We start from the raw sequence: 23,883 nt of genomic DNA, 5'->3' as shown, positions 1-23,883 counted from the left end.
ACGCTTTCCGATACCCCCGGCGATACCCCCGGGGCCGGCCGGTGAGCCGCCGAATGGTCCTGCTCCTGGCCGTCACCTGCGCCGTCGCCGTCGGCAACATCTACTTCCCGCAGGCCGTCACCCCGCTGCTCGCGGCCGGACTGCACGTGCCGTCCGACGCGGCAGCCCTGGCCGTGACCGCCACGCAGATCGGTTACACGGCCGGGATCGTCCTGCTGGTGCCCCTCGGCGACCGGGTCGCGCACCGCTCGTTCCTCGTCGTCCTGCTCGTCCTCACCGGGCTGGCCCTGCTCGCCGCGGGCTGCGCACCAGCCTTGCAACCCCTCGTCGCGCTCAGCGCCCTCGTCGGCCTGACGACGGTGGCCGCGCAGGTCGTCGGCCCACTGGCGGCCGGTCTCGTGGCTCCCGACCGCCGGGGCGCGGTGATCGGCACCCTGCTGAGCGGTTCCACCGGCGGCATGCTGCTGGCCCGCACGTTCAGCGGCACGCTCGGCGAATGGCTGGGCTGGCGGGCCCCGTACCTGGTGGCCGCGGCTCTGGCCCTGCTCCTCGCCACCGTCCTGGCGTTCGCGGTGCCCGCTACGCCGCCCGCTTCCCGGCAGTCCTACCCCGCGCTCCTGGCCGAACCGCTGCGCCTGCTGCGCACCGAGCCGGAGCTGCGCCGCTCCTGCCTGTACCAGGCGACCGTCTTCGCCGGATTCTCGGCCGTCTGGACCTGCCTGGCGCTCCTGCTCGCCGGTCCGGCCTACCGGCTGGGCGCGCCGGCCGTCGGCATGCTCGCCCTGGTCGGCGCGGCGACCATGTTCTGCACCCCGCTCGCCGGCCGCCTGGTGGACCGCCGCGGCCCCGACCCGGTGAACGCCGTGTGCCTGGTCGCCGTCCTGGTCTCGGTCGCGATCCTCGCCGTGGGCGCCGTCGGTGGCGCCCCGGGCCTGGCCGCGCTGGTCCTTGGCACCCTGCTCCTCGACGTCGCGATGCAATCCGGCATGGTCGCCAACCAGGCCCGGGTCTACGCACTGCGCCCCGACGCCCGCAACAGGCTCAACACCGCCTACATGACCTGCGCTTACCTGGGCGGCAGCGCGGGTTCCTGGCTCGGGGTACGCGCCTGGGGCCGGGCCGGGTGGTGGGGCGTGTGCGCGCTTGCGGCGGCTCTCGCCTCGGTTGCCCTGGTCCGCCACCTACGGGTGCTGTACGCGGCCCCGGCGCAACCCCGTCAGCCGTCGGCGGACCCGGCCGCCGCCCCCGGGCCGAGCAGCGCGCAGAGCCCGTCGGCCAGCTCCGTACGCCAGCACAGGTAGTCGTGGCCGCCGTTGTACTCGCGGTAGACCGCGTCCTCGTACCCCTTGGCCGCCAGGGTGTCGCGCAGCCGGCGGTTCGCGGGCAGGGCGACCCACTCCTGCTCGCCCGCCGACAGCCGGAACCGCACCGGCAGCCTCGGGGACGCCGCGATCCGGCCGGTCAGCCACTGGGCGTCCGGCCCGTTCGGCCACCAGAAGGAACCGGACTGCGCCAGGACGCAGCCGAACCGGCCGGGCGCGGTCACCGCGGCGTACGCGGCGGTCAGGCCGCCCAGACTCTGGCCCGCCACGACGGTACGGGCCGGGTCGGCGGTCAGCGGCAGGTCCGCGGCGGCCCACGGCAGCAGCTCGTCCGCGAGGAACCCGGCGAACCGCGGATCGCAGGTCATCTCGGCCCAGCGGGTGTCCGCGCCCAGGGACTCCGGCAGCAGCGCGGCCAGCGGCGGGATCCGGCCGTCCGCGATGAGGTTGTCCAGCAGGGTTGCCACCCCGAGCCCCGGCTGCCACATCTCGCCGTCCAGGAGGACGAGCACGGGCAGCTCCGCGCCCGGTTCCGCGCCGGACGCAGGCGCGTACCGCCATACCCGGCGCGCGTTGCCGAGCCGGTCGCTGTGGACCGTATGCACGGAGACGCTGCCGCGCGGTACGCCCGGCCGCTCCCGCCACTCCTCGCCGCGCGGCGCATCGGGCAGCGTGACGCAGGAGGCCGGGGGCCCGCCCCAACGGCTCGTGAGCGTCCGCGGATTGAGCGGGTCGAGGCGCCGCTGCCCGCGGAGCCACGGCCAGTACGCCTCGTCGTCGGCGGCGGGACCGTCGCCCTCGTCCACACACAGCGTGTACGTGGCGTGCCAGTCCCGGCGCATCCGTACGGACCAGTGCCACACGTCCGTGCCGGGGACGCGGTCCATGAGGTTGCCGGCCGGGTCGCGCGGATCGGCGAGCTTGTTGGGCGACACCAGGACCGCGCGGGTGGCGGCGGAGCCGCGCCACAGGAACGTGACCAGCGCGTGGTCCGCCGCGCCCCGCGGATCCGGCCCGACCAGCGGCGTGCCGTCCCGCTCCACCGCCCGCCAGAAGTCCGCCCCGGACATTCCGGCCGCCCGGCGGACGACACGCTCGTCCGTGACGCGTGGCACGGGGGAGGGGCGCGGCACCCGGGGCGGGTGGCGCGGCGTGTCGGCGGGCGGGGCGGCTGCGGTCATCGGGGCGGTCTCCGTGTCCGGGGCGCGGGTGGTTGGACGGTCGATAAGGTAAGGCGAGCCTTACCTTATCGTTTCGTGTCCTATCGTTCCGCGCGCCGCATCATCCACAGCGTCGGCCCGTTCTCCGGCAGCTGCACCTCCTGCAGCACGGTGAAGCCGAAGTGCTCGTAGAAGGGCAGGTTGGACGCCTTGGAGGACTCCAGGTAGACGGGCAGGCCCGCGGCGTCGGCCTTGGCCAGGCCGGAGCGCAGCAGGGCGGCCCCGTGCCCCTGGCCCCGGGCGGCCGGGTCGGCGCCGATCACCGCCAGATACCAGTGCGGCTCCTGGGGCGCGTGCTCGGCGGCGGCTCCGGCGATCTTCCGGAACATGGGCCCGCGGTCGCCGAGGAGGCCATCGAGCTCCCGCAGTGTCTCCTCGCCGGGAACGGCCTTGTCCCGCGCCTCCGGCGCCACCCAGAACGCCGCCGCCGCTCCGGTGCGCTCGCACACGCCGTGCTGGGCGTACTGCTTGGTGAAGATCGTGGTGAAGTAGCGGCCCAGCCGTTCCTCGCGGGCGTCCTCGCCGGGCAGGAACCAGTGCATCATCGGATCGTCGTCGAAGGCGCGGGCCAGGGTGCGACTGATCATCGGGGCATCGTCGAGCGTCGCCGTCGTCGGCGTGTTCGTTATCGACATACGGGTCATTCTGCACCCCGATGATCTTCGGCGGCGGGCGGGGTCGGGTTGGCCTCGTCACCCACGCGGCGGCCGGGCGGGCCCAGTTGGGAACTCCGCGCCCCGCGCCCGGACGGGTGACCGCTCCGGACCCGCCACCGCCCGCCGTTTAGGGCGGACCGCTCCGGCTACCCACCCGGGATGAACGACTACGCGGACACCGACACCCTGCGGATCGCCTACGACGTCAGCGGCCCGGCGGACGGGCGGCCGGTGGTGGCGGTGCACGGCTGGCCGGACGACATCCACTGCTGGGACGCGGTGCTGCCGTACCTGCACCGGGCCGGCTGCCGGGTGTACCGGCCGTACCTGCGCGGCTTCGGGCCCACCCGCTTCCGCTCCGCCGAGCGGCAGCGCAGCGGGCAGATCGGTGCGCTCGGCCGCGACCTGGCCGACTTCGTCGAGGCGCTGGACCTGCACGACGCGGTGGTGGCCGGGCACGACTGGGGAGCCCGCGCCGGATACGTCGTCGGCGCGCTGTTCCCCGACCGGGTCAGCGCGCTCGTCGCGATCTCCGCGGGCTACTCGACCAACCGGCCCGACAGCGCGGTGCCGTACCCGCTGGCCCACGCCTACTGGTACGAGTGGTACGTCGCCACCGCCCGGGGACGCCGGGCGATGACCGAGGACCGCCGAGGCTTCTGCCGCTACCTGTGGACCACCTGGTCACCCGGGTGGGACTTCGCCGACACCGACTTCGGGCAGGCGGCCGCGGCCTGGGACAACCCCGACTGGGCCGACATCACCGTGCACGCCTATCTGCACCGCTGGGGCGAGGCGCCCGGCGACCCGGCCTATCAGGACATCGAGGACCGCCTCGCCGACCCGCCACCCGTGCGCGTCCCCGCGCTCGTGCTGCACGGCGAGCAGGACGGCGACAACCGCCCCGACACCACCGAGGGGCAGGAGAACCTGTTCGCCGGCCCCTACCAACGCGTTGTGCTGCCCGGTGTCGGGCACTTCCCGCCCCGTGAGGCGCCGCGGGCCACCGCCGAGGCGATCCTGCACCTGATGCCGTGACCCGGCCGGAGCGTCACGGCCGGACCGTTACGACGCGACCGTCACGGCGAGAAGTACGCCCCCGGCGGCACCCCCACCACCCGCCGGAACGCCGCCACGAACGCGCTCGGTGACGCGTAGCCGACCCGCGCGGCCGTGGCCGCCACCGTCGCGCCGCCCGCCAGCAGCGGCATCGCGGCCTGGAGGCGCACCCGGGTGCGCCACTGCCCGAACGTCAGCCCCGTCTCCGCGGCGAACGCGCGGGCCAGCGTCCGCGCGCTCGCGCCCACTTCGGCGCCCCACCGCGCCAGCGTCCGGTCATCCGCGGGACACGCGCGCAGCGCACGCGCGACGCGGCGCGCCCGCGGGTCCCTGGGCAGCGGCGCCAGTACGGTCGCCACCGACAGCGGCGCCAACTGGTCGAGCGCGACCGCTTCGGCCCGCTGCCTGGCGCCCGCGCTCAGACCGTCGTCGGCCAGATGCGTGATCAGCTCGCGCAGCAGCGGCGGGACGCCCACCACGGTGGGCACGGACCAGTCCACCGGGCAGCGGTCGGGCCGGCACCACAGGCTCCGGCCCAGCACCGGGCCGGACGCGCCGGTCGCGTGCTCGGTGCCGGCCGGTATCCACAGCGCCATGGTCGGCGGCAGCACCCAGGTGTTGCCCCGGGCGCGTACGGCGATTACCCCGCGCTCGGCCCAGGCCAGTTGGTGGGTGGTGTGCCAGTGCCGCCCGTACCACTGGCCGTCGTCGACCGCGTGGCTGCCGACGACGACGGCGGCCTGCGGATATCCGGCGCGCGGCGTCAGCTGTCCGTATCGCGACAGGACATGTCCCCCTACCTCGTGGTGGACGTCCTCCGGGGTTTTTAGCATCGCCGCATGACCTCCATGAATCGGTTGCACCAATGGATCTGCAGTTCCGGGAAATGGGCCCGCGGGGTCGAACAGCGCCTGCTCCCGTGGGCTCTTGACGGGGTGGAGCCCGGCGCCGCCACCCTGGAGATCGGCCCCGGCTACGGCGCCACCACACGTGTGCTGGAACGGCGCGTGCCCGGCCGCCTCAGCGTCCTGGAAGTCGACGCGGACTTCGCGAAGGACCTCCAGGAGACGTACGGGGAACGGGTCGAGGTCGTGCACGGCGACGGGACGTCGATGCCGTTCCCCGACGGCGGCTTCGACACCGTCGTCTGCTTCACCATGCTGCACCACGTGCCGTCCCCACAACAGCAGGACCGCCTCTTCGCGGAGGCCGGGCGGGTGCTGCGCCCCGGCGGCGTCTTCGCGGGCTGCGACGGCTGCGCGAGTGTGCAGTTCCGGCTGCTGCACCTGGGCGACACGTACGTGCCCGTACCGCCGGACACGCTGCCGGGCCGGCTGCGCGCCGCCGGGTTCGGGCAGGTCGACATCACAGTAACGAAGGGGAGGTTCCGCTTCCGAGCCGTACGGAAAAGGTGATCCGGGGCCGCTCGCCTGCGGGGGAGGCGAGCGTCACCGGCTCAGCAGGAACACGTCCTCGGTGTCGTTGGTGTCGCCGGGCACCAGGTCCGTGGCCCAGGAGGAGAAGGCGATCCGCCGGGCGTGCGCGTCGGGTGCGGGCGGCCCGTGCCGCCCGGTCCCCGGGGCCACCACCTGCCGCGTGCGGCCCGTTCCGAGGTCGCGCACGCTGATCCCCGTACCGTCGCGGAAGACGAGGTGGCGGCCGTCGGCGCTGAAGGTGCCCGCCGACGTGCTCCCGCCGGGCCCGGTGGCGTCCAGCCGCCAGGTCGTGGCGCGGCGCAGGTCGCGGACGAAGACGTTGTACCCCTGGTTGGTGTCACCCGGGGTGATCTTGTCGGAGCGGGTCTGGAAGAGGACGTATCGGCCGTCGGGGCCGATGCCGGTGAGGGTGGACATCCGGTCCGAGGGCCCGGCTCCGTCGTACGGTACGTCGACCTGCCGCGTCCGCCCGGTCTCCCGGTCGGTGACGTACACGTCCTGCACCGGCGGCCCGGACACCTTCGAGACGTACATCCCGTACGCCACGAAGCGGCCGTCCGCGCTGATCTTCGGGTCGGTGGCGGCCCGGGCCCAGTCGGCCGGCGGGGCGCTCACCCGCTGTGTGACCCCTTTGACCAAGTCCCTGACGTAGATGCGCACTTCACCTCGCACGCCGAGCGGGTACCACGGCTCGTCATCCGCCACGAAGACCACGAAGCGGCCGTCCGCGCTGAGGGACGGGCTCCGGGAGACGATGCCGTAGCCGTCGTCCAGGCCGACATTCGCCTTGACGGTACGGCCGGTGCGCAGATCCCGTACGTACACGTCCGCGACCTCGCCCGGCGGTCCGGGCCGCCCGTCGTCGGTGTGCGAGACGGACGCGAACGCCAGGTGGCGGCCGTCGGCGCTCAGCGCGGGCTCGTCCGTCCACGCGTCCGCGTGCTGGGCGCCGACCCGGTGCAGGGAGCCGGTGCGCAGGTCCTTCCAGAAGACCTGCGGCCGGTACTTCTTGCTGTCCGGCGCGAAGTTGGTGGCCTGCGAGGCGAAGGCGACGATGCGGCCGTCGGCGCTGAGGGAGGGGGCGTACGAACTGCCGTCTCCCTGGGCGCCGTTCGCGGCGACGCTGATCCGGTCGATGCGCGGCGGATCGCCGGCGTACCGCTGAGCGGCCGCTCCGGCCGGGGCTGCCGCGACCAGTACCGCGACCAGCGCGGCTCCGAGGCCCGTACGTCTCCTGCCACCCATGGCGCCCCCCGGCGAGCAGTCCCCGGCCCCGCACCGGGGTACACCGGCACACCTTCGCACCGCCCGCGCCGGAGCACCGCTCCCCTTTCCGGCCATCCCGCGCGTCACAGCTTCCCCGCCCTCCGCTCCAGGAACAGCAGCCAGGCCAGGTACGCGCCCCCGCCCACTCCGGTGATCACGCCCACCGGCAGGATGCCCGTGCCGGAGACGCGTTGGGCCGTCCAGTCGGCGAGGGTGACCAGGACCGCGCCCATCCACGCCGCGGGCAGGACGTTGGGGCCGGGGGAGCGGGTGAGGCGGCGGGCCAGTTGGGGGGCGGCGAGGGCGACGAAGGGAATGGGACCGGCGGCGGCGACGGCGAGGGCCGTCAGGCCGGTGCCGGTGGCGAGGAGGGCCAGGCGGCTGCGTTCGGGGGCCACGCCGAGTGCCGCCGCCGTGTCGTCGCCCATTTCCAGGAGGGTGAGCCGACGGGTCATGGCCAGTACGGCGGGCGTCAGGGCGGCCACGCCGAGCGCGGCCACGCCCACGTCGGACCAGCCGCGTCCGTTGAGGCTGCCGATCATCCAGGTGGCCGCCTCGGCGGCCTTGCCGAGGTCGGCCCGTACGTACAGATAGCTGGTCAGCGAGCCGAGGACCGCCGAGCCGCCGATGCCGACGAGCACCAGCCGGTAGCCGTGCACGCCGCGCCGCCAGGCCAGCAGGTAGACGGCGGCGGCGGTGGCCAGGCCGCCGAGCACCGCGCCGAGGGCGATCTGCGCGGTCCCGGCCTCCAGGAGGATCACGGAGACCAGGGCACCGGCCGACGCGCCGCTGCCGAAGCCGATGACGTCGGGGCTGCCGAGCGGATTGCGGGCCAGCGACTGGAAGACCGCGCCGCTCATGCCCATGGCGAAGCCGGCCAGCAGGCCGTCCAGCACCCGGGGCAGCCGCAGGTCCGTCACGACGAAGTCGGCGCCGGGCGGGCCGTCGCCGAAGAGGGTGGCGAGGACTTCGGCGGGGGTGAGGCGGTAACTGCCCATGCCCAGGGACAGGACGGCCACGACGGCGCCGGTCAGTGCCAGGAGCCCGCAGACCAGCAAGGCGCGGCGGCCCAGCCGCAGGGACAGCCCGCCACGGGTGCGCAGCACGGTGGGATGGGGTGCGGTACGGCGTACGGCGGGGGTACGGACGACGTTCACAGCTGGGCCACCTTGCGCCGCCGGACGAGATGGATGAACACCAGGCCGCCGCAGAACGCGGTGACCACCCCGACCTCGATCTCGGTCGGCGGGGCCAGCACCCGGCCCACGATGTCGGAGCCCAGCAGCAGGACCGGCGCGAAGACGGCGCAGTACGGGAACAGCCACCGGGTGTCCGGACCGCAGAAGGCGCGGACCGCGTGCGGGATCATCAGGCCGACGAAACCGATCGGACCGCAGACGGCGGTGGCGGCGCCGCACAGCAGGGTGATGGCCACGATGGACAGCACCCGGGTCCGGCCCAGCCGCGCGCCCAGGGACCGGGCGGTGTCCTCGCCCAGGGCCATGGCGTTCAGCGGGCGGGCCACCGCCAGTGCCAGGACGGCGCCCGCGAGCAGGAACGGCAGCGCGGTCAGCAGCAGGTCGCCGCGTCGGCCCGCGAGCGTGCCGACGGACCAGTGCCGCATGGTCTCCAGCGCGCCCAGGTCGGTCAGTTGCAGCCCGTTGACGTAGCCGAAGAGGGCGGCGTTGACGGCGGTGCCCGCCAGGGCCAGGCGTACGGGGGTGGCCGCCCGGCTGCCGCCGAGCGCGTTGACCAGGACGGCCGCCACACCGGCGCCCGCCAGCGCGAACCACAGGTAGCCGGTGAACGAGGTGACGCCCAGCACGCTGATCGCGGTGACCACGGCGGCCGAGGCGCCCGCGTTCACGCCGAGGAGCCCGGGGTCGGCCAGCGGGTTGCGGGTGAGGGTCTGCATCACGGCGCCGGCCAGCCCGAGCGCGGCGCCCGCCGCGACACCCAGCGCCGTACGCGGCAGCCGCAGCTCCCGCACGATCCGGTCGTCGGCGGTGCCGGTCCACCCGAACAGGCCGTGCCACACCTGGTCGAGGGGGATGGCCTTGGCGCCCACGGCGATGCTCGCCAGCACCACGGCGGCCAGCAGCGCCAGGCCCAGCAGCAGCCCGCCGGCCCGCACCGCCCGGCGCCCGGCGGGCGGCGCGGCCAGGGCGGGCGGGACGGGCGGGGTGGTGCGCGGCGCGGTCGCGGTCGTCGTCACGCGGCGCTGCCTTCCCGGGCGGTCCGGTGGCGCACACACTCCTCGTACGAGGGCAGCAGTCCCAGCCGCTCGGCCTCCGCCAGCGTCGGCGCGGCGGCGTCCTTCGCGGACAGCACCGGGCCGGCACCGGTCGGCCAGTCGATGGCCAGGTCCGGGTCCAGCGGATGGACTCCGTGTTCGCGCTGCGGCTGGTAGCCGGTGGAGCACAGGTACACCACGGTGGCGTCGTCGCTCAGGGCCATGAAGGCGTGCCCGAGCCCTTCGGACAGGTACACCGCGCTCGCCCCGTCCCCGTCCAGCGGCACGGCCTCCCATGCGCGGTAGGTGGGGGAGCCGGTCCGCAGGTCCACCACCACGTCCAGTACGGCACCGCGTACGCAGGTGACGTACTTGGCCTGGCCGGGCGGCACCTCGCTGAAGTGCACGCCGCGCAGCACACCGCGGCGCGAGACGGAGCAGTTGGCCTGCGCCAGCACCGGGGCGAGGCCGGTCGCGCCGCTGAACTCCGGCCGGGTGAACCACTCGTGGAAGGAGCCCCGGTCGTCCCGGTGGACGCGCGCTTCCCGGACCCAGGCTCCCTCGATGCTCAGCGGGCGCACGATACGGCTCCTTCCAGCGTGGCGGTCACCGCGGCGAACTCGTCGGCGAGCGCGACGCGCCAGTGCCGGGGCGCGGGCAGCCCGGCGGCGGCCCAGCGGTCGTGACCCAGCACGCTCCAGGCGGGGCGGCGGGCGGGACGGTCCAGGGCGGCGCTGCCGGTGGGCCGGACGCGGTCCGGGTCGGCGCCCGCCAGCCGGTAGACGTCGCGGGCCAGGTCGTACCAGGTGGTCAGCCCGCCTGCGGTGGCGTGGAAGACGCCCGGGCGGACGGGCCCGCGCCCCAGGGCGAGCAGCCGTTCGGCCACGTCGCGGGCCGGTGTGGGCTGCCCCGTCTGGTCGTTGACGACGTTGACGGTGGCGCCCCGGAGCGCGCGGTCGGCCATGGTCCGCACGAAATTGCGGCCGTGCGCGCCGTACAGCCAGGCGGTGCGCACGACCGTGCCGGTGTGCGGCAGCGCGGTCAGCACGGCGCGCTCGCCGGCCAGCTTGCTGCGGCCGTACGCGGTGCGCGGGCCGGTCGGCGCGTCCTCCGCGTACGGCGTGGTGGCGTCGCCCGCGAAGACGTAGTCGGTGGACACGTGCAGCAGCCGGGCACCGCGGCGGGCGCAGGCGAGCGCCAGCCCGCGCACCGCGTCGGCGTTGACCCGCCACGCCTGCTGCTCGTGGGTCTCGGCCGCGTCCACGTCCGTATAGGCGGCGCAGTTGACGACCACGGTCGGCCGGGCCCGCCGCAGGGTGAACTCCACGGCGCGGGTGTCGGTCAGGTCCAGGGACCCGCGGTCCAGCGGGAGCACGCACTCGCCCTCGGCGGCCAGCAGACGGCACACCTCGCGGCCGAGCATCCCGCTCGCGCCGGTGATCAGCCAGCGGTTCACCGGGCCGCACCTCCCAGGACCGGGGCCGCGGGGGCCCACCAGTCGGTGTGGTCGCGATACCAGGCGACGGTCTCGGCGAGCCCGTCCTCGAAGGAGTGCCGCGGGACATAGCCCAGCTCGGTGCGGATCTTCGTCCAGTCCACCGAGTAGCGCCGGTCGTGGCCCTTGCGGTCGGTGACGTGCTCGACCCGGTCCCAGCCGGCGTCGCAGGCGGTCAGCAGCCGTTCGGTGAGTTCCCGGTTGCTCAGTTCGGTGCCGCCGCCGATGTTGTAGACCTCGCCGGGCCGGCCGCCTTCCAGGACCAGGCGCAGCGCCCGGCAGTGGTCGTCGACGTGCAGCCAGTCGCGGACGTGCAGCCCGTCGCCGTACAGCGGCACGCGCCCGCCCGTCAGCAGCCGGGTGGTGAACAGCGGGATGACCTTCTCGGGGTGCTGGTAGGGGCCGTAGTTGTTGGAGCAGCGGGTCACCGACAGGTCCAGGCCGTGCGTACGGTGGTGGGCCAGGGCGAGGAGGTCGGAGCCGGCCTTGGATGCGGCGTACGGCGAGTTGGGGGCCAGGGGCTCGTCCTCGGTCCAGGAGCCGTCCGTGATCGAGCCGTACACCTCGTCGGTGGAGACGTGCACGAAGCGGGCGATGCGGTGCCGGACGGCGGACTCCAGGAGGATCTGCGTCCCCAGGACGTTGGTGGCGGCGAATTCGGTGCCGCCTTCGATGGACCGGTCCACATGCGACTCCGCGGCGAAGTGCACCACCGCGTCATGCCCGGCCAGCAGGGAGTCCACCAGCGGCCGGTCGCGGATGTCGCCGTGGACGAAGGAGAACCGCGGGTCGCCCTCCACGGGGGCGAGACTGGCGCGGTTCCCGGCGTAGGTCAGCGCGTCCAGGACGGTGACGTACGGCCCGCTGCCGGGGCCCTCGGAGGCTTCGGGGCCGAGCAGGGTGCGGACGAAGTGGGAGCCGATGAAGCCGGCTCCGCCGGTGACGAGGATTCTCAAGGCGTCAGTCCAAGAAGGAAGGGGGGACGGGGGTGTGTGGACGCGCGGGTCAGGGCGCTATCTGCACCTGGCTGTGGTCGCCGAGCACCAGGCGGTGCGCGCGGGGCGCGCGGGCGGCGCCGCTCATGCGGACCATCCGGCCGATGAGCGAACCCTCGATCCGGCCGGCGTTCTCGATCCGGGAGTCGTCCAGGACGATGGAGAACTCCACCTCGCTGCCGCTGATCACACAGCCGTCGGCGACGGAGGTGGACGGGCCGATGTAGGAGTCGCGGACGACACTGCCCGCGCCGATGACCGCCGGGCCCACGATCCGGGACCGTACGACGCTGGCCCCGGCCTCGATGCGGACCCGGCCGACCAGTTCGCTGTCGCCGTCCACCTCGCCCAGGACGGCGGACGGCAGGCCCTCCAGCACGGTGCGGTTGACCTCCAGCATGTCGGTGACGTTGCCGGTGTCCTTCCAGTAGCCGGAGATGACGGTGGACCGCACGGTGCGCCCGGCGTCGACCAGCCACTGGAGGGCGTCGGTGATCTCCAGCTCGCCGCGGGCCGAGGGCCGGATGGCCCGTACGGCCTCGTGCACGGCGGGCGTGAACAGGTAGACACCGACCAGGGCCAGGTCGCTGCGCGGCTCGCGCGGCTTCTCCTCCAGGCGCAGCACGCCCCCCTCGGGGCCGAGTTCGGCGACGCCGAAGGCGCTGGGATCGGCGACCTTGGTGAGCAGGATGCTCGCCTCCGGGCGCGACTGCCGGAACTCCGCGACCAGTTCGGTGATGCCGCCGACCACGAAGTTGTCGCCGAGGTACATCACGAAGTCGTCGTCGCCGAGCCAGTCGCGGGCGATCAGGACGGCGTGCGCGAGGCCGAGGGGCTGCTCCTGGGGGAGGTAGGTGACGCGGGCCCCGAAGCGGGAGCCGTCGCCCACGGCCGCGCGGATCTCCGCGGCGGTGTCCCCGACGATGATGCCGATGTCGGTGACACCGGCCGCGACCAGGGATTCGATGCCGTAGAAGAGCACCGGCTTGTTGGCGACGGGGACGAGCTGCTTCGCGGCGGTGTGGGTGATGGGGCGCAGTCTGCTGCCGGTGCCTCCGGAGAGGACAAGTGCCTTCATGAGCGGGTCATCCTTGGGGGGTGAGGGGCGCGGGTTCGGCGGACGAGTGGTGGTGCCACAACCGGGCGTACGGGCCGCCGGCGGCGAGGAGCTGCTGGTGGGTGCCTTCCTCGGCGATCCGCCCGCCGTCCAGCACGACGATCCGGCCGGCCCGGGCGGCGGTGGCCAGGCGGTGCGCGACCAGGACGGTGGTACGCCCTGTGGCCAGGCGGTCCCCGGCGTCGAGCACCGCGCGCTCGGTGGCCGGGTCGAGGGCGGCGGTGGCCTCGTCGAGGAGCAGCAGCCCGGGGTCCACGAGGTGGGCGCGGGCCAGCGCGATCAGCTGGCGCTGTCCGGCCGACAGGTGCTGGCCGCGCTCGCCGACGGGCTGGCGGAAGCCGTACGGCTGGGCGGCCACCGCGGGCAGCGCGCCCACCGCCCGTACGGCCTCCTCGACCTCGCGGTCGGTGGCCTCCGGGCGGCCGTAGCGGACGTTGTCGGCGATGTCGCCGGTGAACAGGTGGGCTTCCTGGGGGACGACGCCGAGCCGCTGCCGGTAGGCGGGCGGGTCGTAGGCGCGGACGTCCGTGCCGTCGACCAGGACCCGGCCGTCGGTGGCGTCGTAGAAGCGGGCGAGGAGCTTGACAACGGTGGACTTGCCGGCCCCGGTGGCACCGACCAGCGCGACCGTCTCGCCTGGCGCGACCCGCAGGCTGACCCGGTCCAGCGAGGGCCGCTCGGCACCCGGGTAGCGGTGGGTGACCTCGTGCAGCTCGATCGCGCCGCGCAGCCGGTCCGGTACGGGCTCCGGCGCGGCGGCGGGCCGTACGGAAGGCGTCACGCGCAGCAGGGCCAGGGTGCGGCGCAGGCCGACCGAGGCCTGCTGGTAGCTGTCGAAGGCGAGCGACAGCTGCTGGATCGGGGAGAAGAACATGCCGAGGAAGAGCGTGAACGCGACCAGGACGCCGGGGCTGAGGGCGCCGTCCGCGACGCGGTACGCACCGGTCAGCAGTACGGCGGCCTTGGCGAGTTCGGCGGTGAGGTTGACGCACGGGAAGTACACGGCGGCGTAGCGCTGGGCCCGCAGCCGGGCGGCGCGGTAGTTCTCGGAGAGCTTGCCGAACGCCTCGGCCGTCTCACTCTCGCGGGTCTGCGCCTGGGCCACACGCAGCCCCGAGACGTTCTCCTGGAGGCTGGAGTTGACCTCGCCGATGCGCTTGCGCGCGTCGGTGTACGCCGCCGATGACAGCCGCCAGAAGACAGCGGTGGCCACCGCGATCAGCGGGACGAGGGCGAGCGCGGTCAGGGCCAGCGGCAGGTCGACGGCGAGCATCGCCACGACGGCGCCGCACAGCGTGGCCAGGGCGGCGACGGAGGTCAGCAGATGGGTCTGGAGGAAGGCGGAGAGCGCGTCGATGTCGTTGACCATGGCGGTCATGATCTGGCCGCCGCGTTCCCGCTCGTAGAAGTCCAGCCCGAGTCGCTGGAGATGGGCGAAGGTCTTCACCCGCAGTCCGTACAGCACCCGCTCCCCGGCCCGCCGGGTGACACGCGCCTGACAGGTCAGCACGCCCCAGCCGGCCGCGACGACGAGCAGCGCGATCAGGGCGGTGGCGGCGAGCACGGCGCCGTCGCCCGCGCCGACCCCGGCGTCCAGACCGTGCCGTACGAGCAGGGGCAGCGCGAGGGAGGCGAGGGAGTCGGCGACGACGAGCAGCAGGCCGAGCAGCAGGGCGGCGCGTACGGGCGCGAGCAGCCGCCGGAAGCGGGCGTCGGGGTCGGGGGCGCGCAGCCGGGCCTCGTCCAGGCGCGGGTCCTCGGCGGTCTCGTCCGCCGCGGCGTCCGGGGCCGCACCGGCCGGGGGCTCCGGCCACAGCTCCGGGGTGACGCCCCGGTCGGTGGCGTCCGGGGCGGCGGTGACCCGTACGTCGAGGGAGTCGCCGGGCCCGGCCAGCAGCTCGCGGAACAGTGCGCAGCGCTCGGTCAGCTCCTCCTGGGTGCCGGTGTCCACCACGCGGCCCTCGTCGAGGACGGCGATGCGGTCGGCGAGCTGGAGGGTGGAGCGGCGGTGTGCGATCAGCAGGGTCGTACGGTCGCCGGTGACGGCGCGCAGGGTGCGGTGGATGGCGGCCTCCGTACCGGCGTCCACGGCGGAGGTCGCGTCGTCCAGGATCAGCACCCGCGGGTCGGCCAGCAGGGCGCGGGCCAGCACCAGGCGCTGCCGCTGCCCGCCGGACAGGGTCAGGCCGCGCTCGCCGACCGCGGTGGCGTAGCCGTCCGGCAGCGCCTCGATGAACTCGTGTGCCTCGGCGGCCTCGGCAGCCGCCCTGACCTGCGCATCGGTGGCGTCCGGCCGGCCGTAGGCGATGTTGTCGCGGACCGAGCAGGAGAACAGGAAGGGTTCTTCGAAGACCACGCCGAGGGTGGAGCGGAGGTCCGTGAGCGACAGGTCGCGTACGTCGGGGGCCGCGCCGGGCGGGCCGACGTGTACGGAGCCGCTCTGCGGGTCGTAGAAGCGGGGGAGCAGCAGCGAGACGGTGGACTTGCCGGAGCCAGACGGGCCGACCAGCGCCAGGGTTTCCCCGGGCCGTACGGTCAGGGACAGGCCGTCGAGCACCGGGTCGCTGGGCGCGTACCCGAAGCGGACGTCGCGCAGTTCCAGGCCGGCCGGCCCGTCGGGCAGGGCGACCGGGGCGGACGGTTCGGTGATGTCGGGCCGGGCGTCGATGAGTTCGTAGACCCGCTCGGCGGCGGCGCGCGCCTGCTGGGCGGTGACCAGGAAGCTCGCGAACAGCCGGGCCGGTCCGGCCAGCAGGGCCAGGTAGGCGGCGAAGGCGAGGAAGGTGCCGGGACCGATCGTGCCGCGCAGCGCCAGCCAGCCGCCAAACGCGAGGACACCGACCTGGCCGAGCGCGGGCAGCGCCGCGAGCGTGGCGGTGGCGCCGGCCTGGATGCGGGCCACCCGCATCCGCCGTCCGAACAGGCTGCGGGCCGCGCGGGCCAGCCGGCCCACTTCGCGGTCCTCCTGGCCGAAGCCCTTGACCACCCGGACGCCGGTGACGGCCTCCTCGACCTGCTCGGCGAGGTGCGCCGCGCCCGCCTGCGCGTCGCGGGTGGCGGGGACCAGCCGGGCCCGGCTGCGGGCGGCGGCCCACGCGGTGGCGGGCACCACGGTCAGTGCGACCAGGGCGAGCGGGGCGCACAGCCACAGCATCGCGCCGATGGCGACGAGGAAGAGGGCCGAGGTGCCCAGCGGGATCGGCAGCATCCCGAGCATGATCTGCACCTGCGTCAGGTCGCTGTTGGCGCGGGAGACCACCTGGCCGGTGCGCAGCGCGTCCTGTTTGACGCCGTCCAGCCGCTGGAGGGAGTCGAACACCTCGGTACGCAGCCGGTGCTGGACGCCGAGGGCGAGTTTCCCGGCGGCGTACCGGCGGGTGAACTCGGCGCCGAACTGGACCAGGGCCAGGCCCGCCATCGCGGCGGCCAGCCAGCCGATGCGGCCGGTGTGCCCGGCCACGGCGTCGTCGACACCGAGCCGGGCCAGAAGCGGTCCGACCGCCTCAAGTCCCGTACCGCACACGGAACTCACGGCGACCGCGAAGAGCAGTCGCGGATGGTGGCGGCACGCGGCACCGAGCCTGCGCAGCCAGCCGGGGGACGTTGTTGATCTGCTGAGCACGTGGTTAGCTTAGGCTTACCTTAGTACGGGTCGCCACCCCGGTCACGTGACCTGCCCCACACCCGCCGGGTGACCCGCCGTCCCACGCCACATTGCCGCACCACCCGTCCCCCGGGCGCCGCCTGACGGCCCGTCGGGGAGGAAAGCAGGTTGTCGATGCGTGTCCTGTTCGCCGGGCCGCCCTTCTTCGGGCTGCTCTACCCGATGGTCCCGCTGGCCCAGGCGTTCCGCGCCGCGGGCCACGAGGTCCTCGTCGCCACCTGCGGACGGGCCGTCGGCCACGCTGCCGCGGCCGGACTGCCGGCCGTCGACTGCGCGCCCGGCATCGACCCCGACGCCCTGTACACCGCCATGGAGAAGGGGCGGCAGGGCAAGCCGCCGGCCCCGGGGGAGAAGAACACCCCGCCCAAGGGCAAGGGCTTCTCCTTCTTCAGCGACGAGATGGCCGACACCATGGTCGACATCGCTCGCCACTGGCGCCCCCACCTCGTCGTGCACACCCCCAACGGAGTGGCCGGCCAGCTCGTGGCCGCCGCGCTCGGCATCCCCTCGGTCCTGCACGCGGTCGGCTTCGGCCACACCGGCCGGCACGTCGCGATGATGAACGACGCGCTCGCCGACGGGTACGCCCGCCACGGCCTCGGCGGGCCCGGACCGGTCGCCGCCTGGCTCGACGTGACCCCGCCCGGCATGAGCGTCACCGCCGAGCCGCACCGCCGCTACCTGCGCTACGTCCCGTACAACGGCGGCGGCGAACTGCCCCACTGGCTCTTCGGCGCGCGCAAACGCCCCCGGATCGCGGTCACCCTCGGCACGGTCCGCCCGGTCGTGGACGGCGTCTCGCCCATCGAGTGGGTCATCGACGCCGCGCGCGTCACCGATGCCGAGTTCGTCCTCGCGCTCGGCGGCGCCGACCTGACCGGGCTCGGCCCGCTGCCCGAGAACGTACGCCCCGTGGAGTGGACCCCGCTCGGCGCGCTGCTCGCCGGCAGCGACGCCACCATCCACCACGGCGGCGCCGGCACCACCCTCACCGCCCTGGACTCCGGCCTGCCGCAGCTCGTCCTCGGCGAGGGCGCCGACCGGCCGGCCAACGCGGCGGCGGTCCAGGCCCGCGGCTGCGGCCTGGTCCCGCCGGACCCGTCCGCCCTCGCGGGCCCCGACCGCCCCGGCCGCGAGCTGGTCCGGCGCCTCCTGGAGGACGAGGCACTGGCCACCGCCGCCCGCGAGACGGCCGAGGAAATGGCCGCCATGCCCAGCCCGGCGGACACGGTGCACCGGCTGGTGGAACTGGCTATGGCGGAGGGCGCGACGTGAGGGGGCGCGTGACGGAAGGCGCGGTGGGTACCGCAAGCGCTGTCCCCATCGCCTCGGCAACCCCGGCCACACCACCCCGTACGCCCCGGCCCCACCCGGCCGAGACCGCGGAGAGCCCGCGACTGACCCGCCTGGCCACCGAGCTGGCCGAGGCCGGCTCACCCCGCGCGCACGCCGCCGAACTGGCCCGGTTCTGGGCCGAGGCGGCGGCCACCGGCACCCCACTGGTCGAACCGCTCGACGGCGACCCCCGGCACCGCGCCGTCACCTTCCTGTGGCGCGGCGACACCGCGACCCGTCAGGTGCTGCTGCTGGTCAACCGGCTGATGGACCGTACCGACCTCACCACGAGCCTGATGCGGCACCTGCCCGGTACGGATGTGTGGCACCTGACCTACCGCCTGCGCGCCGACCACCGCGGCTCGTACCGCATCGCCCCCGACGCCGAGGGGCGGCCGCCCGGCGACCTCGGACGGCTGGCCGCCACCGGCGTCCGCGACCCCCTCAACCCCCACACCATCGCCACCCGCTGGCACGGCCCGCCCGGCTCCGTCTTCGAGCTCCCGGACGCCCCTGCCCGCCCCTGGCCCGTCCCTCCGCGGCCCGGCACGCCGCGCGGTACGGTCCGGCTCCACCGGGTGCCCAGCGCGGTGCTCGGCGGGGAACGCGAGGTGTGGACGTACGAGCCGGCCGTGCCGGAAGCGGGGCGCGCCGACGGGCACACCCTCGTCCTCCTCGACGGCGACATGTGGTTCGGCCAGCTGCGCCTGGAAGACATCCTGGACGGCCTGATCGCCGACGGCGCGGTCCCGCCGCTGACGGTGCTCGCCCCGCACGCCGTCGACAACGCCACCCGCGCCCGGGAGTTCGGCGGCCACTCGGCGTACGTCGAATTCCTCGCCGGGGAACTGCTGCCCTGGGCCGCCGGACATCTGCCGGTCGGTACGGACCCGGCGCGGACGGTCGTCGCGGGCCAGAGCCTGGGCGGGCTCACCGCCCTGTACGCCGGGTACGCCGCGCCGCACCGCTTCGGCAACGTCCTGTCCCAGTCCGCTTCCCTGTGGTGGCACCCGCCGGGCGAGCAGGCCGGGGAGACGGCGTGGATCACCCGGCGCTACGCCGAAGGGGCGCCGCGCGGACTGCGGCTGCACCTGGACGTCGGGCTCCACGAGTGGGGCATGCTCGAACAGACCCGTGACCTGCGCCGATCCCTCCGGGACAGCGGCCACACCGTCACCGGCACCGACTTCAACGGCGGCCACGACTATGCCTGCTGGTCCATCGCCCTGGCCCAGGGGCTGATCGCCCTCCTCGGGCCGGGAGCCCCACCGGCACCCACCGGCACCTCCTCGGCCAGCAGACCCCACTGACCCCATCCCTTCCGCACACCCAAGGAGCACCCCCGATGCGTTACCGCCGACCCGCCGCCCTGCTCGCCGTCGCCCTGGCCGGCGCCCTGACCCTCGCCGGCTGCGGGGACGGAGCCGACGGCGGCAAGGACGGCGCCGACGGCAAGGCGGGTGGCTCCGGCACCCGTACCGTCACGGACGCCAACGGCGAGAAGGTGAAGGTGCCCGCCGCCCCCGAGAAGGTGGTCACGCTCAGCGAGCCCACCCTCGACGCCGCGCTCGCCCTCGGCACCCGGCCGATCGGCGCCACCAGCGGCCGCGGCCAGTCCGGCGTGGCCGGCTACCTCGCCCCCAAGGCCGGGTCCGCCGAGATCGTCGCCAACACCGCCGAACCCGACCTGGACAAGCTCGCCGCCCTGCGCCCGGACCTGATCCTGCTCGACGAGACGGTGGGCGCCAAGCGCGTACAGGACAAGCTCCGCCGCATCGCCCCCACCGTGCTCACCGCCAAGCTGAACGCCCCCTGGCGGGACGCCTTCACCGCGACCGCCGACGCCCTCGGCAAGAAGGCGGACGGTGAGAAGTGGCTCACCACCTTCGACAGCCGCCTCAAGACCGTCAAGGACGGGCTCGGGCCCGACGCCGGTGCGGTCACCAGCGTCATCCGCTGGCAGAACGGCGCGCCCTCGGTGGTCGGCAAGGGCAAGGGCCACGTCGGCGACACCCTCGCCGCCCTCGGCCTCAAGCGGCCTCAGGGCCAGCAGGGCGCGAGTTCCGGCCACAGCGAACCGGTGAGCCTGGAGCGTCTGGACACCATCGACGGCGACTGGCTCTTCGTCGGCGCGCTCGGCGACCGGGCCGCGGGCGACAAGGCCCTCAAGGAGGCCACTGCCGTACCGAACTTCGCCAAGCTCAAGGCCGTCGAGAAGCACCACGTCGTGGTGATCGACGGCTCCGCCTGGAACAGCTCGGGCGGCCCGCTCGCGGCAGCGGCGGTCCTCACGGACGTCGAGAAGGCCCTGGCGAAGAAGAGCTGAGCGGTACGGGGGCGGGGACCCGCGGACTCACGGCTTTCCCGCCCCCGCGCCCCGCGGGCTCACGGCTTCCCCGCCCCCGCGCCCCGCGGGCTCACGAACATCCGGATGTCGTCGGCCGCCCACAGCACGAACCGTTCGACCGGCGTCACCTCGTGCCCCGGCACGGGCCGGAACCGCAAGCGCCTGAGCAGCACGGCCAGGACCAGCTGGGCCTCGACCGTGGCCAGAGCGGCGCCCTCACAACTGCGCGGCCCGAACCCGAACGGGATGTACGCCAGCCTCGGCCGCTTGGCCACCTCGTCCGGGAGGAACCGCTCGGGTACGAACCTCTCCGGCTCGGGCCAGTGATCGGGGTTCAGGTGGACGGCCCAGAACGGGTAGAAGATCACCGTCCCGGCCGGAATGTCGTAGTCGCCCAGGACCAGCGCCCCGGTCGTCTCCCGCGCACCGTACGGACCGGGCGGGAACAGCCGCATCGCCTCCTTGAGGACCATGCCCAGATACGTGAGGCGCCGCAGGTCGGCGTAGTCGGGCACCGTACGGTCACCGAGTACGCGGTCCAGCTCCTCGATGACGCGTCCGGCCACCTCGGGATGGCGCCCCAGCAGATGCAGGGTCCACGACACGGCGACCCCGGTCGTGTGGTGCGCGGCCAGCATCGTCACCAACACGGTGTCACGGATCCGCGCCGGACTCTCACCGGCCGCCACGAGCGCCCCGATCAGATCGCTCCGGTCCCTACCGCTGTCCGGGCCGTGCGCCGCCACCATCCGGTCGACGGTCGCCCGCAGATAGGCGAGGGCCTGCTCCGCCCGCCGCGCACGCTCCTCCTCCGTACCCGGCACGGGCACCTGATAGAGCCGCCCCAGATACTCGGTCAGCACCTCCTCGAAGGCCACGACGACCTTCTCCGGATCCGCCGCATCGCCCCCCAACGCGTACGCGCCGATCATCCGCAACGACAGCGCGGTCAGATCCTTCTGCAACGCGACCGGCTCATGTCCGCCCTGCCCGGCCCACCGGTCCGCGAGCGATGTCGCCAGCTCGGTGAACCGCCCGAAGTGCCGCTCGTGCGAAGGCCGTCCGGCCAGTACCGACAGCAGCACCCGACGCCACGGGGTGTGCTCCTCGGCCGGCAGCACCTGCAAGTTGCCCGCCTCACACAGCGGCGCCAGAAACTCGAACAGCCGCTCCGGCCGCTTGTCGATGTGCGCGGTGGCCTCCAGCAGCACCGGATCCGCCACCGAAACGGCCGACTCCGCCCCCGGCAGCTGGAACCGCACCACGGGCCCGTACTCGGCATGCAGCCACAGCTGATACCGGTGCAGCCCACCCGCCGCCGCGACAGCTCCCACCCCGCCGTCCGCCCGGGGTTCAGGTCCTGGGATACGCATGACCACGCCTCCTAGCCGACAGGCCGATTCCGCTCCGGGGGCACCCGCCGACGCGAGGCGGGCGCCCCTCATCCGACATGAATCTTGTGTCTCCCGTAGGGGGAGACACAAGGATGAGGCCATGAACGGCGACACCTCCATACCGATCGGTGAACTGGCCCGGCGAACCGGCCTCACGGTCAAAGCGATCCGCTTCTATTCCGATTCCGGGATCGTGACGCCGGCCGGCCGCAGCCCGGGCGGATACCGGCTGTACGACAACGGTGCCGTCGCCCGGCTGGCCCTCATACGGACCCTGCGCGCACTCGGACTCGACCTGCCGACCGTCCGGCAGATCCTCGACCAGGAGGTCTCCCTGCCCCGGGTCGCCGCGACACACGCCGAGGCGCTGGGCGTACAGATCCAGACGCTGCGCCTGCAGCGGTCGCTGCTCATCGCGGCGGCGGAACGCGGCTCGACCCCCGAGGAACTGGACCTCATGCACCAGCTGGCCACGCTCTCCGAAGACGAGCGCCGGCGCCTGACCGGTGAGTTCCTGGACACCGTCTTCGACGGGCTGGACACCCACCCCGCGTTCACGGCGGTCATGTCCTCCCTGACGCCCGAGCTGCCCGACGACCCGTCGATGGCGCAGATCCAGGCATGGGTGGAGCTGGCGGGCCTGTTCCGGGACGCCGATTTCCGCGCGAGCATGCGGGGAATGGCCCAGGACCTGGCGACCGACCGGGCGCCCGACGGCACCACGGGCCTGCCCCGTGTCCTCGCGGAGGCCGTACGGTGCCTGGTCGAACCGGCGCTGGCCGCCGGCATCGATCCGCGTACGCACCGGGCGGAGCCGGTCATCTCGGCCCTGGCAGCGCACTATGCGCACATCGTGGGCCGGGCCGACGACCCTGGACTGCGCCGGCGGCTGGCGACTCACCTGGAGAGCATGGACGACCCGCGCAGGGACCGGTACCTGCAACTCCTCGCGGTGCTCAACGGCCGGCCCGCGCCGGAGAGCCTGGCGCCGGCACTGGACTGGAGCGTGCGTGCCCTGCGTGCACATACGCCCTCAGCGGCCGGTTGACCGCCGGACCGCCACCACCCCGAACACCGGTAAGGAAAGAACCCGTGCGCACCGCTTCACGCACACCGCTGCCCGGAACACCACCGCACCGGCTTCTCGCCGGCTACCGCGACCTCGCCAAGGTGCCCGGCTTCTGGCCGATCACGGCGCTCGGCATGGCGTCGAAGCTCCCCGGCAGCATGCTGACCTTGAGCCTGCTGCTGCTCGTCGGCCGGAACCACTCCTACGGTACGGCCGGGCTGGCCGTGAGCTGCCTGACGGTCGGCCAGGGGCTGACCGCCCCGGCGCGCGGGCGGCTCGTCGACCGGCATGCTCCGCGGGTGGTCCTGCTGGGCTGCCTCGCCGGGTATCTGACAGCCACCACCTTGCTGGTCCTGGCGGTGCTCCGGCACGAGCCCACCGCTGTGGTGCTGTTCCTCGCCGCGGCCTCGGGAGCCACCGTCCCGCCCGTCGCCGTCATGATGCGTGCGGTCTGGCAGCCGCTGACCGACGCGCGGACACGTGCCACCGCGATGGCCGTCGACTCTGCCATGACAGGCGTCGCGCTCATCACCGGCCCGGTGCTGGCCGGCTGGCTGAGCGCGTCCCGGTCGGCGACCGCGCCGTTCGTGGTCATCGCCGCTCTGACCACCTGCGTCGTCGTACTGCTGCCCGCCTTCATGCCGTTGCGCACCGACGCGGACCGCCCGTCCGGACACCGGGCCGGAATTCCGGCTTCCGCGCCCCTGCGCCGCCTGCTGGCGGCCAACGGACTCTTCGTCGCCGCGGTGATCTCCATCGATGTCGTCCTGCCGGTCTACGCGACGGAGCACGGCGCGGCCTCGTACACCGGGCTGTACCTCGCCGCCCTGTCCGTCGGCAGCGTCCTGGGCAGTCTGCTGCTCGGCGCCTTACCCGCTCTGCTGTCGCGGGGCTCCAGACTCTCCGTACTGCTCGGCGTCTTCACCCTCGGAGCCGGGACGCTGGCCGCGGCGGCCTGGGTTTCGCCGACGGCCGTCATGGTGGTGTGCCCGCTGGCGGGCCTGGCCATCGGCGCCACGTTCGGAGCCGTACGCACGATCGGTGGCGACCTCGCCCCGCCCGGCCGGGTGACGGAGACGATGTCCTGGCTCTCCGGTCTCGACATGGCCGGGGCGGCGGTGGGGGCGGCGATGTCCGCGCAGATCGCGGCCACGGAAGGAAGCCGGACGGCCCTGGTCGTGGTGTCGGCCGTCGCCGGGCTGGCAGCCGTGACCGGCCGGCGGGCGCGAGCCGGTGCGCGAGCCACGGCCCGGGAATGAGTTCCGGGCTGTTTCC

20 protein-coding genes are annotated in these 23,883 nt (G+C 74.3%); 8 read left to right on the top strand and 12 right to left on the bottom strand.

Going from position 1 to position 23,883, the window contains the following annotated elements:
- The first annotated feature begins 53 nt into the window (after positions 1-53).
- Positions 54-1,301, top strand: coding sequence for an MFS transporter (locus tag IH45_RS0107795; RefSeq protein WP_032916962.1), 1,248 nt, complete (start codon positions 54-56; stop codon positions 1,299-1,301).
- Here IH45_RS0107795 and fes (IH45_RS0107790) read toward each other — a convergent pair.
- Together fes (IH45_RS0107790) and IH45_RS0107785 are read right to left on the bottom strand one after the other, a co-directional pair.
- A complete protein-coding gene (gene fes, locus IH45_RS0107790; RefSeq protein WP_030663473.1) occupies positions 1,217-2,503 on the bottom strand; it encodes an enterochelin esterase in 1,287 nt (428 codons plus the stop codon). The two genes, IH45_RS0107795 and fes (IH45_RS0107790), sit on opposite strands and share 85 nt — an antisense overlap.
- 80 nt (positions 2,504-2,583) lie before the next feature.
- Complete coding sequence (locus IH45_RS0107785; RefSeq protein WP_030663471.1) at positions 2,584-3,186, bottom strand: GNAT family N-acetyltransferase; 603 nt, start codon at positions 3,184-3,186, stop codon at positions 2,584-2,586.
- A gap of 171 nt (positions 3,187-3,357) precedes the next feature.
- On the opposite strand from IH45_RS0107785, the gene IH45_RS0107780 reads away from it, so the two are divergent.
- Positions 3,358-4,236 (top strand): alpha/beta fold hydrolase, encoded by an 879-nt coding sequence (locus IH45_RS0107780; protein ID WP_030663468.1) that lies wholly within the window; start codon positions 3,358-3,360, stop codon positions 4,234-4,236.
- Between the two features lie 41 nt (positions 4,237-4,277).
- On the opposite strand, the gene IH45_RS0107775 is transcribed toward IH45_RS0107780, so the two are convergent.
- Entirely contained in the window at positions 4,278-5,090 is an 813-nt protein-coding gene (locus tag IH45_RS0107775; RefSeq protein ID WP_234440451.1) for an AraC family transcriptional regulator, read from the bottom strand.
- Positions 5,091-5,096: 6 nt separating this feature from the next.
- On the opposite strand from IH45_RS0107775, the gene IH45_RS0107770 reads away from it, so the two are divergent.
- Positions 5,097-5,672, top strand: a complete 576-nt coding sequence (locus tag IH45_RS0107770; protein ID WP_078897334.1) for a class I SAM-dependent methyltransferase — start codon at positions 5,097-5,099, stop codon at positions 5,670-5,672.
- Positions 5,673-5,705: 33 nt separating this feature from the next.
- On the opposite strand, the gene IH45_RS0107765 is transcribed toward IH45_RS0107770, so the two are convergent.
- The 8 genes from IH45_RS0107765 to IH45_RS0107730 form a co-directional block, all read right to left on the bottom strand.
- Entirely contained in the window at positions 5,706-6,938 is a 1,233-nt protein-coding gene (locus IH45_RS0107765; RefSeq protein ID WP_030663458.1) for a TolB family protein, read from the bottom strand.
- Positions 6,939-7,042: 104 nt separating this feature from the next.
- Positions 7,043-8,116: a FecCD family ABC transporter permease gene (locus IH45_RS0107760; protein WP_030663455.1), complete on the bottom strand. Its 1,074-nt coding sequence runs from the start codon at positions 8,114-8,116 to the stop codon at positions 7,043-7,045.
- Complete coding sequence (locus IH45_RS0107755) at positions 8,113-9,174, bottom strand: FecCD family ABC transporter permease (protein ID WP_107058587.1); 1,062 nt, start codon at positions 9,172-9,174, stop codon at positions 8,113-8,115. The genes IH45_RS0107760 and IH45_RS0107755 overlap by 4 nt, the downstream gene beginning before the upstream one ends.
- A complete protein-coding gene (locus IH45_RS0107750) occupies positions 9,171-9,773 on the bottom strand; it encodes a dTDP-4-dehydrorhamnose 3,5-epimerase family protein (protein WP_030663449.1) in 603 nt (200 codons plus the stop codon). The genes IH45_RS0107755 and IH45_RS0107750 overlap by 4 nt, the downstream gene beginning before the upstream one ends.
- Positions 9,761-10,648, bottom strand: a complete 888-nt coding sequence (rfbD, locus tag IH45_RS0107745; RefSeq protein ID WP_030663446.1) for a dTDP-4-dehydrorhamnose reductase — start codon at positions 10,646-10,648, stop codon at positions 9,761-9,763. Before rfbD ends, IH45_RS0107750 begins: the two co-directional genes overlap by 13 nt.
- Entirely contained in the window at positions 10,645-11,643 is a 999-nt protein-coding gene (gene rfbB, locus IH45_RS0107740) for a dTDP-glucose 4,6-dehydratase (RefSeq protein WP_030663444.1), read from the bottom strand. The genes rfbD and rfbB overlap by 4 nt, the downstream gene beginning before the upstream one ends.
- A gap of 49 nt (positions 11,644-11,692) precedes the next feature.
- A complete protein-coding gene (locus IH45_RS0107735) occupies positions 11,693-12,760 on the bottom strand; it encodes a glucose-1-phosphate thymidylyltransferase (protein WP_030663441.1) in 1,068 nt (355 codons plus the stop codon).
- A 7-nt stretch (positions 12,761-12,767) separates the two neighbouring features.
- Positions 12,768-16,421 carry an ABC transporter ATP-binding protein gene (locus tag IH45_RS0107730; protein WP_050514626.1) on the bottom strand — a complete coding sequence of 1,218 codons (3,654 nt, stop codon included), beginning with the start codon at positions 16,419-16,421 and terminating at the stop codon, positions 12,768-12,770.
- Positions 16,422-16,577: 156 nt separating this feature from the next.
- Here IH45_RS0107730 and IH45_RS0107725 point away from each other — a divergent pair, with 156 nt between their 5' ends.
- Genes IH45_RS0107725 through IH45_RS0107715 form a run of 3 tightly spaced genes read left to right on the top strand, consistent with a single transcriptional unit; the run spans position 16,578 to position 20,124 of the window.
- Positions 16,578-17,738, top strand: a complete 1,161-nt coding sequence (locus IH45_RS0107725) for a nucleotide disphospho-sugar-binding domain-containing protein (protein WP_030663435.1) — start codon at positions 16,578-16,580, stop codon at positions 17,736-17,738.
- A gap of 23 nt (positions 17,739-17,761) precedes the next feature.
- Entirely contained in the window at positions 17,762-19,108 is a 1,347-nt protein-coding gene (gene fes, locus IH45_RS0107720; protein ID WP_050514625.1) for an enterochelin esterase, read from the top strand.
- A gap of 35 nt (positions 19,109-19,143) precedes the next feature.
- The gene (locus tag IH45_RS0107715) at positions 19,144-20,124 is read left to right on the top strand and encodes an ABC transporter substrate-binding protein (RefSeq protein WP_030663430.1); all 981 of its coding nucleotides are present in this window, start codon (positions 19,144-19,146) and stop codon (positions 20,122-20,124) included.
- Positions 20,125-20,183: 59 nt separating this feature from the next.
- On the opposite strand, the gene IH45_RS0107710 is transcribed toward IH45_RS0107715, so the two are convergent.
- A complete protein-coding gene (locus IH45_RS0107710; RefSeq protein ID WP_030663428.1) occupies positions 20,184-21,518 on the bottom strand; it encodes a cytochrome P450 in 1,335 nt (444 codons plus the stop codon).
- 121 nt (positions 21,519-21,639) lie between these two features.
- Here IH45_RS0107710 and IH45_RS0107705 point away from each other — a divergent pair, with 121 nt between their 5' ends.
- Both IH45_RS0107705 and IH45_RS0107700 read left to right on the top strand, forming a co-directional pair.
- Positions 21,640-22,587 carry a helix-turn-helix domain-containing protein gene (locus IH45_RS0107705; protein ID WP_030663425.1) on the top strand — a complete coding sequence of 316 codons (948 nt, stop codon included), beginning with the start codon at positions 21,640-21,642 and terminating at the stop codon, positions 22,585-22,587.
- A gap of 44 nt (positions 22,588-22,631) precedes the next feature.
- The gene (locus tag IH45_RS0107700) at positions 22,632-23,867 is read left to right on the top strand and encodes an MFS transporter (RefSeq protein WP_234440450.1); all 1,236 of its coding nucleotides are present in this window, start codon (positions 22,632-22,634) and stop codon (positions 23,865-23,867) included.
- Positions 23,868-23,883: the final 16 nt, after the last annotated feature.

This window comes from Streptomyces rimosus subsp. rimosus, assembly GCF_000720725.1.
Lineage (GTDB): Bacteria > Actinomycetota > Actinomycetes > Streptomycetales > Streptomycetaceae > Streptomyces > Streptomyces rimosus_A.
This window is presented reverse-complemented; position numbering and strand designations above follow the sequence as displayed.